The sequence below is a fragment of the Bradyrhizobium sp. WSM4872 genome (assembly GCF_055811715.1).
Genome location: NZ_JBVVPT010000014.1, coordinates 84,024 through 98,707, shown reverse-complemented (window position 1 = coordinate 98,707; position 14,684 = coordinate 84,024). Strand labels below are relative to the sequence as shown.

Annotated in this window: 9 protein-coding genes and 1 riboswitch; of the genes, 1 reads left to right on the top strand and 8 read right to left on the bottom strand. The window is 57.4% G+C overall.

Translation table 11 applies throughout. The features are described from left to right. Positions 1–10: 10 nt before the first annotated feature. The 5 genes from nifD to AC0L3C_RS20035 all read right to left on the bottom strand — a co-directional run bounded on the left by nifD (position 11) and on the right by AC0L3C_RS20035 (position 5,012). A complete protein-coding gene (gene nifD / locus AC0L3C_RS20055; RefSeq protein WP_473408783.1) occupies positions 11–1,513 on the bottom strand; it encodes a nitrogenase molybdenum-iron protein alpha chain in 1,503 nt (500 codons plus the stop codon). A gap of 1,638 nt (positions 1,514–3,151) precedes the next feature. Beyond that, the gene (locus tag AC0L3C_RS20050) at positions 3,152–3,538 is read right to left on the bottom strand and encodes a hypothetical protein (protein WP_473408782.1); all 387 of its coding nucleotides are present in this window, start codon (positions 3,536–3,538) and stop codon (positions 3,152–3,154) included. 323 nt (positions 3,539–3,861) lie between these two features. After that, positions 3,862–4,074 carry a hypothetical protein gene (locus AC0L3C_RS20045; RefSeq protein WP_473408781.1) on the bottom strand — a complete coding sequence of 71 codons (213 nt, stop codon included), beginning with the start codon at positions 4,072–4,074 and terminating at the stop codon, positions 3,862–3,864. A gap of 79 nt (positions 4,075–4,153) precedes the next feature. Further along, on the bottom strand, positions 4,154–4,525 hold the full coding sequence (locus AC0L3C_RS20040) for an XRE family transcriptional regulator (protein WP_473408780.1): 372 nt from the start codon (positions 4,523–4,525) through the stop codon (positions 4,154–4,156). A 169-nt stretch (positions 4,526–4,694) separates the two neighbouring features. Next, positions 4,695–5,012: a hypothetical protein gene (locus tag AC0L3C_RS20035; protein WP_473408779.1), complete on the bottom strand. Its 318-nt coding sequence runs from the start codon at positions 5,010–5,012 to the stop codon at positions 4,695–4,697. A 1,965-nt stretch (positions 5,013–6,977) separates the two neighbouring features. Here AC0L3C_RS20035 and AC0L3C_RS20030 point away from each other — a divergent pair. Then, positions 6,978–8,045: a cytochrome-c peroxidase gene (locus tag AC0L3C_RS20030; RefSeq protein ID WP_473408778.1), complete on the top strand. Its 1,068-nt coding sequence runs from the start codon at positions 6,978–6,980 to the stop codon at positions 8,043–8,045. Between the two features lie 820 nt (positions 8,046–8,865). Here the strand turns inward: AC0L3C_RS20030 and metE are convergent. From metE to AC0L3C_RS20015, 3 genes are all read right to left on the bottom strand, one after another. Next, complete coding sequence (gene metE / locus AC0L3C_RS20025; RefSeq protein ID WP_317245395.1) at positions 8,866–11,181, bottom strand: 5-methyltetrahydropteroyltriglutamate--homocysteine S-methyltransferase; 2,316 nt, start codon at positions 11,179–11,181, stop codon at positions 8,866–8,868. A gap of 99 nt (positions 11,182–11,280) precedes the next feature. Then, a riboswitch (cobalamin riboswitch) is annotated at positions 11,281–11,480 on the bottom strand. 781 nt (positions 11,481–12,261) lie between these two features. Next, positions 12,262–12,465, bottom strand: a complete 204-nt coding sequence (locus AC0L3C_RS20020; RefSeq protein WP_007600001.1) for a 4Fe-4S binding protein — start codon at positions 12,463–12,465, stop codon at positions 12,262–12,264. Between the two features lie 577 nt (positions 12,466–13,042). After that, positions 13,043–14,257 carry an EAL domain-containing response regulator gene (locus tag AC0L3C_RS20015; protein WP_473408777.1) on the bottom strand — a complete coding sequence of 405 codons (1,215 nt, stop codon included), beginning with the start codon at positions 14,255–14,257 and terminating at the stop codon, positions 13,043–13,045. Positions 14,258–14,684 lie beyond the last annotated feature (427 nt).

Below are 14,684 nucleotides of genomic sequence, written 5' to 3'. Positions count from 1 at the left end.
GTCGGCCTTCCTATTCCGCTGCCATGAGGCGCGGCTGCGGAGCGTCCTTCCAAGGCGCGGTGGTCTTCCCCCAGACCGGGGAGTTAATCGCCATGTCCATGTCGCGGGCGAAGATCGCGAAGCCGTCATAGCCGTGGTAAGGACCCGAGTAGTCCCAGGAATGCATTTGGCGGAACGGCACGCCCATTTTTTGGAAGACGTATTTTTCCTTGATACCGGAGCCGACCAGGTCAGGCCGGATCTTTTCGACGAAGCGCTCGAATTCGTAGCCGGTGACATCGTCGTAGATCAGCGTGCCATCTTTGACGTAGTGCTGGGCGGTGCGTTGGTAGTCATCGTTATGCCCGAACTCATAGCCCGTGCCGACAACATCCATGCCGAGGTCCTCATAGGCGCCGATGACGTGGCGAGGACGTAAACCGCCGACGAACAGCATTACCGTCTTGCCTTCAAGCCGCGGCCGGTATTTCGCGGTCACAGCATCGACAAGCGGTTGATATTTCGCGATGACGCGTTCGGCGCCTTGCTTGATCTTGTCATCGAAGTAGCTTGCAATTTTTCGCAGCGACTCCGCGATTTTGGAAGGACCGAAGAAGTTATACTCGCACCAGGGAATCCCGAATTTTTCCTCCATGTGCCGTGAGATGTAATTCATCGAGCGATAGCAATGCAGTATGTTGAGCTTTGCCTTCGGCGTCGCCTCCAATTCAGCGAGAGATCCATCCCCGGACCACTGGGCGATGACGCGTAGGCCCATTTCTTCCAGCAGGATTCGTGACGACCATGCGTCGCCGCCGATGTTGTAGTCGCCGATGATCGCAACATCATATGGCGTAGGTTCAAATTTAGGGCTGGTCTCTGGGGCGCTCTTGTCAAAGATCCAATCCCGAACGGCGTCGTTCGCGATGTGGTGGCCGAGCGATTGCGACACGCCACGAAAGCCCTCGCACCGCACAGGCACGATGGTTTTGCCGCCATATTCCTTCGACTTTTCTCGGGAGACCGCCTCGATATCGTCACCGATCAAGCCAATCGGACATTCGGACTGAATGGTGATGCCCCTGTTGAGAGGAAATAGCTCCTGGAGCTCATCGATGAGTTTCGTGACCTTTTTATCGCCGCCGAACACGATGTCCTTCTCCTGAAAATCGGAGGTGAACTGCAGTGTCACGAACGTGTCGATGCCGGTCGTCCCGACGTAGTAGTTGCGCCGCGAGCCCCACGAGTACTGACCGCAGCCGACCGGACCGTGGCTGATGTGGATCATGTCCTTGATGGGTCCCCAGACCACGCCCTTGGAGCCCGCATAGGCGCAGCCGCGGATGGTCATCACGCCGGGAATGGACTTGATATTCGACTTGACGCCACAATCCGACTTCCCCGCCTCGTGAACACTGAGATGCTTAGCGCGCCTTTTGGCGGTCTTCTCGGGGTAGACCGTCAACACCTCATCGATTAGCTGCTTGTTGCGCGCCTTGATCTCTGCAACGCTTTGGGTAGGTGCTCGGCTCATACAGGTTTCCCTTTCGATTGTGGTCTCAACAAGAAGCGACGCTTTTGCGGAAGACCGACGGATTTCCGATCCGGCGTTCAGGTAAGCGTGCAATCTGCGTGGGCGGTCCTACCGATCGCAACTTCGCGACGTTCATGCCGCAGCGGTCGTTCACGATCTTGTAGCTCGTCTCGGCTGAGCGGTTAGGAGCGCCATGTGTGACGCTGTCTATCGATGACCAAGACGCTTCTCGGTGAAGTCATGTCTGCTCTCCAGCGGTTGGTCATATCGGCTTCTTTATTCACTCGCGTGCGATCACGGGGCATGTCCCTGTGCATGGGATGCAAAGGACTAACAGCCGCCTCCTGCGCAGGGGTCTGCAACGAGTGTGCCAGCGCCGGTTGAATAGAAAAAGCAACGTTTATAGAGCTAGATAGCTGCCGGATGCGGATTGTTATAAACCTGACCCTGTCTGCCACCGACAAGCGTAGCCGCAACGCCCTGTCTGAAACAAAACAATCGGTTACGCTCTCCACCAGCGGCGGGGCTGGAGTCTGGCCGCGCCGACGTCACTCCGATGCGCAGCCTTGCTTCGTACGCGCCGATCCAGCGATCGCAAACACCATCCGTTCGAAGCGGATTCAGCGCGGTTAGATGTGCCCATCGTGCTCGCGATCCCACCCCGAGCAAGAATCGCATCGAGCGCTCCACCACCTGCTGCAGATGTCTCCACAAGAACTCAGTTGCCCAGCAGCAGTCCTCTTCCTTTTCCGCATGGTCTCTCGCTCCGGCGTTCTTTTATTTGGTACTGCGGAGAGGCGCGCTCGGAGGGCGAACAGCTGACGCCGTGGAGAGCACGTAAGCTGATCAATTCCCAAGCAGCGCGGTAGCTTAAACTCCGCAAACGGTCACCCTGGGCTTGCCCGGATTTGAATTTTCCGGCTACGACACTGGGCGCCTCCGCATCAAACAATCTGCAGGTTTTTGCGTTCGGCGTAGTTCGACAAATGGGAACATCGGATTCTGACGCGTCAGACAGATTGAGCGGATTCACGGAAAGGCCGGCAGCTTCGCAAGTGTCGGCAGTCGAGACGAAGGCAGGTCGAATGCGGACCACTGGTCGATTTATCCTTTCTCGTTCCAGGACAGGATCGAGATTCCTTACGCTTACCTCCGTTGCGTGGTATATCAATCGCCATTGAAACCAGTTTTGCCAACGCGCTCCGCCAGCATTTTTGCAGAACAGCGCGCCGATGCTCCACTTGAACGGTATTTTTCTTGCCGAGGTAATTTATGGTAAAAAGGGCCAAGACCTCGGAGCGAAGTGCTCAGGTGCGGATTTCACGCATTGCAACGTTTGTAAATTGGTGCATCACCACTGTTACGGCGGTAATGGCGCTTGGGTTCGTGGGACTTGCGCTCAAGGACATACCCATCGCGGCGCTGTCGAATGCAACTCCTGAAATTATCCAGGTTGCCATTCTGAGGGTTTATATTTCGTGCTGGGCTTACGGGACCAGCATCGACACGAAAATCCAGGGTGGAATCTATGCGGACGACCCACAGGGGGGGACGTGTCCGGACCGGATCAATTGCTGCTGTCGCCTTTCTCGCGGTTGTTTCAGTCATTTTGCGTCTTGAATGAGATGGAGGAGAAGTTCACGTTAGCACCGGCCATCGGGCGTGAGCGATCCCGAAAGCCCAGGGGTCGGCGCCGGCGTTCATCAAGATGATCAGCTTCGGCTTCCGTGACGGACCCTGTTCGTCGATGCCGCGCTTCGCGAGGAGTATGAACGGCTCCACTTCGAAAATCGACGCCGCCAAAGATCGGTTATTTGCCGCATTGAAGCTCGAGGGAGGGACGAAGAAAGTATCGCCCAATCGCTCACCTTGAACATCACCGAGCACCGGCATTTCGGGATCGGACTCATCGCTGCCATCGTCGCGCTTTCCGCTTTGATCAGCATGTCCGTTGGACTGGTTGAAATGATCCGACTTGCTGCGGCGTACCTTCTGCCAACCATCATCGCCTTCTAGGTTCGGCATCACTACGCCTGGGGCCATCCTGAACGTCGTCTTTTGCTTGACCGCGCTCTGCTAAATTGATTCTCCGTGTCGGCGCCGATTGGTACTCGAATCCGCATTGGACGCCATGTCACGGCATTCGGTACTTGGGCTGGCAAAGACTCGAGCCGGGATCCGCTCTAACGATGTCGGATTACGATCTGCCCTCCGGATGGACGATGCCCGTCGTGCAAGCGGAAATCATCTCCTCCGAATCGATCGCTCTGCCTCGCGCGCCTTTCGCTTCTGTAGGGGCGAGTTGGCTGCTGCACTAAGCTGCCGCGTCGGGCCTAGCGTTCGACCCGTTAATCTTCCCTTTTGAGCTTCTCGCGCTCCTGCTGAAGCGCTTCGCTCTCTCGGGCGACCTCGCCTTCTTCGCCCAGTTGTTCCTGGAAACGCTGGCGGGTCTCGGCGAGAACAGCGGGGGCGAAGGATTCAGTCAGCCGAATCTCGATTGCAGATCGGGCACTGCAGGGTGAGTTCATGAGCGCTTTTGCCGCCGTCGGGTTAGAGGTCATGAACCCTCCGTTTCGGCAGCTCTTAGGCCCGAATAAACGTGATCCGGCCCCTCGCCACGCTTCCGATGTGGCTTTACCTTTATTTCGCCGTCCTGATCGAACGCCGCCAGCATGCGCAGCAGCTTTCCACGCAAACCAACTTGAACTGCCCTCGAAGCAGCTTCGAGATGTTGGGCTGCTTCACGCCGACGAGCTTCGCGGCTTCGGTCTGAGTGATCTCCCGCTCCGCCATCAACCGCTTCAGTTGTACAATGAGGGCTGCCTTGAGTTGGTACTCGTCGGCGTTCGGGAGGCGGTTGGCCGGCAACTTCTTCTTGGTGCTCGTGATCGAGCTGCGTTTATTCCGTGTTGATAGCTTCCGTGTCGCGCAGGCGCTGCCATGCGAGGCCAGATCGTCCCATATGCGGATCGGCAGCCAAAAGAGCTGCTGATCGGACCGCGTGAAGGTCATTTGAACGCTCTACCGCGCTCGAGTGCCTTCGGAGTTTTGGCTTAACCTGTTGCGGGTGTGCTCGTCTTGGGGGACGGCATATATTGGCCGGGGAGCACATATGTGTGTGCTTAAGAGTATGGACAGTATTCCTGTGCGCGCGCCTGCGGAGTTCAGCGTAAGACACGCGTCACTTCCATAGAAGAGATTCTGGCCAGTCTGTGAACTCCAACTCGAAGCTACGTAGGCCGGTGGGTTTTGTCGTGAATTTAAGGGTCTTCCCTGAAAGGTCGGCCAATGAACCAGATGCGAATGTGAAAACTGTCGTGCCGGAAGTTGCGACCCCAATGCCTTGCTCGCCTTCCATGCTAGAGAAGTCGGTCGCCTCGGAGAGTTGCCCAATTGCAACTCCCTCCAGCGCGTGATGAAATTCCATGGAGGCCAAGTATGTCCTTTGGTCAGCAGCCCACTCGCTGACCGACACTGCTGTGATCTCTGCGTCGGTCAAGAGACCACCTGCGATCCGGCAGCCATATTGAACGGTAAGAATAACCCGCTCATTCCGAACTCCGGCAGGCTCTCGATCGGCGGCAGTGATCGTGCACGCGTACCGCCTTGTTTCCGCAACCGCCCCCATGCCTAGCCCGATCCACTCGAGAGCGGAACATAGTACAAAAGCGAGAGCGGGTCTTATCATTCGACTGCACCTGATCTGAAATACCGTTCCCTGCTCTGTACAATCTGACGCTACGGGCGATTCAAGCTCCTTCGATCGCTCTGCCGGATCAACGTTACTCAGGTGACTGCGGTGTCGCAGAATCGAGGCAAGCGGCATCCCCCGGCAGTGCCCTTGGATGGTGCCGGAACGATTTCATTAGCGGTGCTCAGCGGGCAGCACGTCGGTGAACCAAGGCTATGGGCCGAGCTTTTCAGGTGGGCGGCGGCCATGAGGGGCGCGACGGCCCCGGCGCCGGAGCTACATTCCTGACCCAGGCGCAGGCGCTCTGTGAGCGGACGCTATTTAACGCGGAATGCTCCCGTGGCACAGGTCCCGAAATTTTGCTTCACAATCTCAATGTAAAAGGAAACGTGGCCGAGACGAGCCGTTCAAAGGCAGACTGCCGCTCAAGCAGACGCTCCTCGAGCATCTTACGCTGGAGATCATCTAGCTCGCTTTGAAGCCTTCTGCGACAACGCCAAATGTCATTCCGTACGGATCTGATCTCATTCAAGCGATCGTCAATCGAAACCATCACGGATACCGTATCCAACTTGAACCAGCCATGGACAAGTGCTCAATCACGTCCTTCCTCGCTAAGACGCCGATAGATATCAGCACTTGGGCCATCTGCGGACATGATGTCACCATCTCCTCTCAGCGTGTCCTCTTGTATCGGCGTCTTTCAACGCAAGAGCGCGAAGTAGCGGTTGCTCCTGCAGAAGTTCAGCTTATTTTGCCCTCAGGCCGCAGGATTTCAAAAGCTAGCAGCAACGTGAGTGGGCCGACTAGGTAATCCAACCAACACCCGCCTGATCAGGGGTCAGGCCGGTCCCTGTCAAATTGGAGTAGCGATTAATCGGACGGTCGCACCGTCAAACTCTGGGCAGCCGCGCCTTTCAGACTTGAGCACGGCAATTGCCATGCCAGCGAACCTCAGGTGGAATTGAAACAAGCCATGTTAAGTTCTGAGGCTCGTCCTTACAAACTAGCCGGGCTTCGTGGTGACGGCGCGCCAGAGCGGCCCGGATATAAGTCGGAGAGGCTTCAGTCGGCCGGGCTCGGCGAAATCGTGAACGATGCGCACCGCCGGGCGCCTCTCAGTGTCTCGCCCAGCTGCGTAGGTCTTGTTACCGCCGTTCCCGCGTGCGGCCGGCAAGCTAGCAAGCGAACCTCACCACAAAAGTATCTACGATCACCTCTAGCCGGGCCTGGCGCTTGTGGCACCTGTGACACTGAATGTAGTGATCAAACCAAGACATCAGACTTTGTTTGTTCGTCCGGACCCGTTCTACAACTAAATCAGCAACTTGCATCTCGGACGCAACTGGCATCGCAGTTGCTAATTGTCCAATGACACCGTGAGCGCTGAGCGCGGCCTGCGGAGTAAGACGGATACATCAACTTTGCGGGAGCGTATTGGCCACCCAATCGCTCGATGGAGCACCGATGCGGCCACCGGACAGCTTACTGCTTGCGGCACACTTGTTGTTGTCAGATCGACCATCACGCCGAACGTTGAGGCGCTAGGCTGATCGACCAACAGAAAGGCCGCGATCTAAGCTCAAAGCCAACTCGCGAATCACGTAAGCCCCTCAAGCCCGTGCGTGAACGCCGGCGGCGAGCTGCAAAGTCGCACATTTTTGCAGCCTCGCTTCAGATGATCCGCTGCATACTGCGCCGGACCGTCGAGGAACGCGTGGCATCGCTTTCGACTGTTTCCTTGTTTAACAATCAGAACTAATGAGGCGGTGTATGAACATGTCAATCCCGGAGCTTCGGCTTGTCGCTGAAGCATCGATTTTAACTATTGGGCTGCTGATGTCATCAGGAGCTAACGCCGACGATGATCTGATGAGAAACGCCAAGCAGATCTTCCATCCAATCCCCTCGGTCATTCCTGCGGTAAAAGACAATCCGGTGACTCATGGAAAGGTCGAGCTTGGCAAGATGCTGTTTTTCGATCCGCGGCTATCGGCGAGCGGGATCATTAGCTGCAATACGTGCCACAATCTCGGCACCGGCGGAGTCGATGCCGGTCCGACCTCCGTTGGTCACGGCTGGAAGGTCGGCCTACGCCGGGCCCCAACTGTCTACAACGCAGTGTTCAATGCGGCGCAATTTTGGGACGGACGCGCCGCGGACCTCAAGGCGCAAGCCGCCGGCCCTGTGCAGGCGAGTGCCGAAATGAATGCGACTCCAGATCATGTGCTCGGTATCTTGAACTCAATGCCCAGCTATGTCGTCTTGTTCAAGAACGCTTTTCCGAACGAAGCCAGATCGGTCACCTTTGAAAATTTTGCGAAGGCGATCGAGGCTTTTGAAGCGACTCTCATTACACCTGCGGCTCCATTCGATCAGTATCTGGAGGGCAATACACATGCTCTCGATGATCAGCAGAAGTCAGGGTTGGCACTGTTTATGGCGAAGGGATGTTCTTCTTGCCACAATGGTATCAATCTCGGTGGACAGGCCTACTTCCCGTTCGGCGTGATGAAAAAGCCGGACGCAAGCGTGCTTCCGGACGCCGATAAGGGCCGGTTTGCGGTCACCAGGGCGGTCGGCGACGAATATGTCTTCCGCGCGGCGCCATTGCGAAACGTCGCGTTGCGAGCCCCTTACTTTCATTCGGGACAGGTTTGGAGCCTGAAGCAAGCTGTTGCCCTGATGAGTGAAATCCAGCTCGGCACCAAGCTTAGCGATAGAGAGGAAAACGACATTGTCTCATTTCTGAACTCGCTGACCGGTCGGGTGCCTAAGATCGAATATCCGATACTGCCGACGCGCACCAACACGACACCAAAGCCTTCAATAGACAGATAGCCTTAGCAGCACCGGCCTCATTCCCTGCCGAACAGCAACAGATGCGCTCCAAGAACCCGGGGTCCCGCAATGACGCCAAAATGAATGATCCCCTGCTGTCACTGATAAGCAGGCACATAAAAAGCCGCCCGGCCTCAATGTGAGGCCGGGCGAAAGTCACGCGGGAGCGACGCTGCTTTCCGCATCGTTCCAGCTTTCGTCGGTAGGGAGGACTACCGGCGATCGACTTACGACGAGGGCATTCGCCGTCAAACAAGGAGAAGCGGATATCGCTCTGCACAACTTAGCGAGCCGCTTGCCTTTCGCTCCTGTCGTAAACTTCAGGACTTGCTCACCACTTGCCAGCTGTCCGGTTGGCACGGGCAGCGCCTTGATGGAGCTGGGATCCATCGCGCAGGCGGTTTGACTGCCGAGCCCTGAAACTCAACCGTCAGTTTGCCGTCACGCGCCAGTATTTTGGCACCGCCGAATACCAGCAAATCTTCCCGAAGACCGCGCGAAGGCGCAAATTAGGTATGAAATTCCGCAGGGGCGGTAAAATAGATTGTTGTGATGAGACGCATCCACGCGATGGATAAATGAAGCGATAGGACCGTGGTTCGCGTCGAGCGTAAGTGACTTGGAATATGTCACCTAATCGGTATGGCCGGCATGCGGTCGTCCGCCGGATTCGAGCTTGTCGCCACTGTATGCGATCGCCTCCGCCGGGGCAAACCGGCATTCGCAGGCGCTGGAAACTTTGGAAGCTCGCAAGGATATCGCGAGCTCCCAAAGCGCGTTCATCTTATTCACAGATACGTTGGCGACACGCTCCGTACGATCATGCCTCGGCCCGCAACTCACGTGCGGCGGCCACCATATTGACGAGCGCGGGACGCACCTCCTCCCATCTTCGAGTTTTCAGTCCGCAGTCGGGATTGATCCAGAGCTGCCGATCGGAAACTCGCTGCCGCGCCAACACAATCAGCTGCTTGATCTCGGCTGCTGCGGGAATGCGCGGTGAATGAATGTCATAGACGCCTGGCCCGATTTCATTAGGATATTTGTAGCTCTTGAAAGCGTCGAGCAATTCCATTTTGGAGCGCGACGCCTCGATTGAAATGACGTCGGCATCCATTGCTGCGATCGCATCGATGATTTCGTTGAACTCGGAATAGCACATGTGCGTATGGATCTGAGTTCCGTCAGCGACAGCGGAGGAGCAAACGCGGAAACTGTCCACTGCCCAATCGAGATAGTCCTTCCACTGCGATTTGCGCAGCGGCAATCCCTCCCGCAACGCAGCCTCGTCGATCTGGATCATGGTCGCTCCAGCCGCCTCAAGGTCGATGACCTCGTCTCGGATCGCGAGAGCGATCTGTCGGCATGTCTCGCTCCGCGGGATGTCGTCACGGACAAACGACCAGTTCAGGATCGTCACCGGTCCGGTCAGCATAGCCTTGACGGGTTTTTTGGTCAGAGACTGCGCATGTCGCCACCATTTAACGGTCATGGGCTTCGGGCGGGAGACATCTCCAAACAGGATAGGAGGGCGAACGCACCGCGAGCCATAAGACTGAACCCAGCCGTGCTTGGTGAATGCGAAACCCAACAGCTGCTCGCCAAAGTATTGAACCATGTCATTGCGCTCGAACTCACCGTGTACGAGCACGTCCAGGCCGATATCTTCCTGCCAATGCACGGTATGGGCTGTCTCCGCTTTCAGAAGCTGCTCGTACTGCGTGTCATTCAGCGCTCCCCGCGCATGAGCTGCACGCGCATTGCGGACGTCCGCCGTTTGCGGGAAGGATCCGATGGTTGTGGTTGGAAACATCGGCAATGCGAAGGCGACGCGTTGGACGTCGGCGCGCTGGGTGAACGCACTGCGACGGCGACGCATGCTATCGTCGATCGCGGCCATTCGTCCGGCGACGTTCGCACTGTGGATCTTCGGCGATGTTTCGCGGGTGACGGATGCATCCTCTGAGAGCGTGAGTTCATCGGCCACGTCGGCAGCATAGCCAGCCAGCGCTTTGCCCAATATCGAAAGTTCCTTGATCTTCTGCACTGAGAACGCCAACCACGTCTTCAGATTGGGATCGAGATCGATCTCTAGTTCAATGTCGGTCGGAACATGTAGCAGCGAGCAGGAGGGGGCAATCTGAACACGGTCCCTGCCCAGTTTTTTGACCATAGGAGCAAGTTGGTCGAGTAGCGCCGGCAGATTAGAGCGCCACACGTTGCGACCATCAACGACACCGAGCGAGACCACGAGATCTCTACCTGCTCTGGCGACAATCGCGTCCAACTGGTCAGGTGCACGAACCAGGTCGACATGAACCCCGGCAACGGGCAAGGCCAATACTGTTTCAAGATTGTCGCCGACACCCCCGAAGTATGTGGCCAGCATGATTTTAAGGGTCGGCACGGCCTTAGCGAAATGAGCATAGGCCCGGCGGACAGCGGCCCGAGATGCTTCGTCGACGTCCATCACTAGGCATGGCTCGTCGAGCTGAACCCATTCAGCGCCGCGCGAGGCTAGTTCGCGGAGAACATCGACATAGACGGGGAGGAGTCGATCAAGCAGCGACAGCGGATTGAAGGCGGGATTTACGCTTTTGCCGAGCTTCAGGAAAGTGACTGGGCCCACTAGGACGGGCCGCGTCTGATAGCCGAGGCTTCTTGCCTCCTCATATTCCTCGATCGGCTTCCGAGAGGCATACTTAAAGATCTGATCCTGGTGAAATTCCGGCACCATGTAGTGGTAGTTCGTATCGAACCACTTCGTCATCTCCTGTGCGGCTACGCCGGGCCCATGCTGAGCGTGACCACCGTCTTGAGCGCCACGCGCCATGGTGAAGTAGGTTTTGAGCGACACAGGACCTTCGTTCCAGCCGTAAACGTCGGGAATGGCGCCGACCATTAGGCTGGTATCGAGCACATGGTCGTAGAGCGAGAAGTCATTCGAAGGAATGACGGTCGCACCGCGGGATTTCTGCCGTGCCCAATTAGCGGCACGAAGTCCACTCCCCGCCTCGAGGAGCTCGGCTTCGCTGGATTTTCCCGCCCAGTAGCTCTCGAGCGCGAATTTGAGTTCGCGTCGTGGGCCGATGCGTGACGTCCCCAGTGTGGCAACGGGAAGCGAAAGGATTGACATAGCTTAGACCCCATGTTGGGGCAAAGGCCATGGCGGACGCAGACAGCGAACATCGCGTGAGCGACAACTGCTTGGCGCACACCGGGACGCCCCGCCCGTGGACGATATCTTGTCGAGGCAGGTCTCCTGGCTCACGGGTCGTCGCTGCTGTCCGGCCTTCCCGAAGCCGCATGGCTTCAGTGACTTCGTTGGACAGCGGCTCGCCGCTTACAGTTGCGGGGGCAGCGCCGGCATTGCACCGGCTTCCCTCTTAGCTCCAGATCAAACGAAATCCGGAGACCGCGACGGCTTGAATTATGCGCACGAGGATCGATGCGTCAACCTACCGATTCTCGCTGCGATATTGCCCAAGCGATTACGAGCGCACTAGGCGGGCACGACGGTCTTGCTCGCGGCCTGGTGAACACGCCCGGATCTGTCGAGGCTCCGCTGTGAATGCATTCGCTCCTTGCTCGCGTAAGGGTTGAGCTCCACGACCGGAACGAACCCGGGCCGCTTTCGGTATCTGTGTGATCGCGAGGAGGCGACCTTTTCCGTCAGCAGCTTTTCGAACCAGCGCGTCAGGAAGGTGCGATCATCTCGGCCGGCATCCGTTTGGTCACAGCCCACGAGGCTCCCTAGACATTTCGAAAGCCGGATTGCTCCAGGACCGCACGGATGATCAGGTCGGCTCCTTGGTGTTCGGCGGCCCGACCAGGCACGAGGTCGTCCGCCTCCGTGAGGTTGGCCAAGATGATCTTCTCGGTGCAATAGGTGTTCACGTGCTGAGCGACTTTTGCGCCGGCTTCGATGCGTCCGTGGCCGCTCGACGCCGGTCTGCCTCGCCTCGACTCGCGGCCAGCGATGATAGGCCTTAACGCGGCCACTGAGCATCGAGGGCCTTGTCCTTGTTCGTGACAATTTCGACGGTGTCCTCCGACAGAGCCCTTTGAGGGGTTCCTCGGAGTCGCTCAGCGTCTTAAGCTCATAACGATGTTAATCGACCTCGATGCGCCCCATGCGGTCGTGGTCTCCTCAAGGTCCCACATCTACAACTTCGTTCGCGAAATCGAGCGATGAGGCCTTTTGGTCGCGGGCTGCCTATCCTGTCTTGGACGGGACACAGGTGTCAGGGACCGGACAGACCACCGCGCATTGCGGCGTGTCGCAATGGCCCTCGCACTCCGTACATTTTTTGGCATCGATAACGTAAATGTCGCGCTTCAGACTGATCGCCGCGTTGGGACACTCGAACTCACATGCGCCACAAACGGTGCATTGCGAAGCGACGATCTTGTAAGCCATGCCTTCCGACTCCTTAGGCGAGCGATGCCATGGGCGATCCCTTTCAAATGCCGTGCCAAACGCAGACGCGCTCAATGTTGGGCAATTTGCCCAATTCGGCTGTCCCGGGTCTGAGACCATGTTGCATCTGCGACAGCAACAGCTCGCTTCAATTTCAGGCTACGAGCCCTCGGGCCCTCTTGCGAGAGTCAGTCGCGACTTGACGCTGGAAGCGTCCGTCGGTTTGTTTGGCACGTCAGCGCGGGGGCAAGCGAGGCTGACGCTTCCTCAACCGGCGGCGACAAAAAACCGCCAACGGACGCAGGTCTACGTTGGATCTCGGCAAACCTCCGGTCACACACCCCGACTGGAGGTTTGTGCAAGCCTCGCTCATGGCTGCAACGCTAGCTGCGCGGAGGACTCGCTGGAGGCTTGCCAAAACGGGCTTGTGGTATAACAAGCTTCGGAGGGAAATGAAGTGGCGGCGGGACGACCGACACTGGCCCTGCAGACCGAATTGCACTCAGCCTCATGCCTGGTGCCGAGTAGGCATGGCGGTGCTCATGAGCGTCGCTTGGCCGCACTCAGCCACTCGCAACTATTTTAGACGAGCTGGAGCAGGGTTGAAAGATGACTGTGCAAATTGCTTCAGTGGCATGGCTTTTCCGAACAGATGGCCCTGCGCAAGGTCGAAGCCGAGTTCGGCCACAGCGATTAGGTCAGCCTGGCTCTCCACACCTTCGGCGACGGTGCGCACATTGTACTCTTTGGCTAGATCGACGATATGGCGGCACACCGTTCGCTTGAGGGGCCCATTCGCGCAGCCGCCGACGAACTGACGATCCACTTTCAATTTCATGAACGGGAATTTTGTCATCCCCATCAGCTGCGGCCAATTGGCACCGACATTGTCGATTGCAAGGCCAATGTTGTGAAAGCGAACCTCACGCGCAACCTCGACCAGGAGATCTAGGTTCTGGATCGCTTCCACGCTCTCGATTTCAATCGTCAAACCGCCGAAAGCGGCGTGCGACGGCATGCGCCGACAGAGATCGCGTACCGCCTGCGGGTCAATCAGGAATGCTGCCGGGAGATTGATGGAGAGATCGATCGAAGTTTGCTGCTCCAGAAGATACTGCCAATCCTTGATCGCGCGGTCGATCACGAACTGCGACAAGTTCCTAAAATGCGGATCGTGAGGTTCCGGGATGAAATAGGCCGGTGGAACAACGCCCCAGGTCGGGTGCCGCATTCGCACATGCGCCTCGGCGCCGCGGCGGCTGAGGGTACACGCGTCAAACTTCGGCTCATACCAGAGCTCAAGCCAGCCAGCGTGTAAGGCTTCTCCGACATGGACCGCGGGACGGGGCGCCGGCTCTCTTGGCAAGAGCATGCCGATCCGATCGCGCAACGTCTCGGCTGCAAACGGCCCCCTGAGCGGCGGCAGCATAGCAAGTCCATATTCACTGCCGACCTGCTGCACTGCCGCCATGATGATCGACTCGCGCGCTCCGAACGCCAGCACTCGGCCTGCAAATTCTTCGCGTACCAGTATCTCGAGCAATCGTCCAGGCTCGATGCGGTCCGAGCCAATGCCGAGCAGGATCAGATCAGGGAACTCCGTGCGGAGTACATGCGGCAACTCGTCAGCAGTCCTGCATTCGCTGATAACAAATCCCATATCCTCCAGCACATCCCGTAGAAAGGCGCGCAGATGCCGCTTGCCGACGGCCAGGCATGCCCGCGGCCGCACCTTACGTTGCCCGAAGATTACAGGTTTCCCTCCGACCAGTTCGGCCTGCCCATGTTCCATCGCAACCACTCCCGTTCCGTGACGGTGCCTTAAACGAGGAGCGAAGGTCCAAACAAGCTGTGCTTCCCGATATCTTTCGATTGTTCGAGATAAGCTTAAGATAGTGCATTAGTGTGCAAAATCTTTCGCGATCTTGCTCAGACGATTTTATCGGGCGCACGCGTATGATACCTGTCGCGCTTCGCGCAACTTTGTACGATGTCGTACGCGAGGTGGGAATCTCTCCTTCGGACGGACCGAGCTGACGCTCTATGGCGCTGCGATCATCGTGGCGCACGATTTATTGAATAGAGTAGTTCGTGAGCGACGATCGGCAATCACTCTTACGAACGTTTGGTCGACATGACCGGCGTGTGCCGTTTGGTGATTGTTTTCCAATCGAAGGCAGCCCATCATGAGTTCGCAGCTGCTCAAACCGCAGTCGATT

Coding starts and splice junctions, on each gene's coding strand:
- AC0L3C_RS20040 (WP_473408780.1), bottom strand. CDS start 4,525: ATGACCTTCACGCGGTCCGATCAGCAGCTCTTTTGGCTGCCGATCCGC.
- AC0L3C_RS20030 (WP_473408778.1), top strand. CDS start 6,978: ATGAACATGTCAATCCCGGAGCTTCGGCTTGTCGCTGAAGCATCGATT.
- AC0L3C_RS20050 (WP_473408782.1), bottom strand. CDS start 3,538: ATGCCGAACCTAGAAGGCGATGATGGTTGGCAGAAGGTACGCCGCAGC.
- AC0L3C_RS20045 (WP_473408781.1), bottom strand. CDS start 4,074: ATGACCTCTAACCCGACGGCGGCAAAAGCGCTCATGAACTCACCCTGC.
- metE (WP_317245395.1), bottom strand. CDS start 11,181: ATGTCAATCCTTTCGCTTCCCGTTGCCACACTGGGGACGTCACGCATC.
- AC0L3C_RS20020 (WP_007600001.1), bottom strand. CDS start 12,465: ATGGCTTACAAGATCGTCGCTTCGCAATGCACCGTTTGTGGCGCATGT.
- AC0L3C_RS20015 (WP_473408777.1), bottom strand. CDS start 14,257: ATGGAACATGGGCAGGCCGAACTGGTCGGAGGGAAACCTGTAATCTTC.
- nifD (WP_473408783.1), bottom strand. CDS start 1,513: ATGAGCCGAGCACCTACCCAAAGCGTTGCAGAGATCAAGGCGCGCAAC.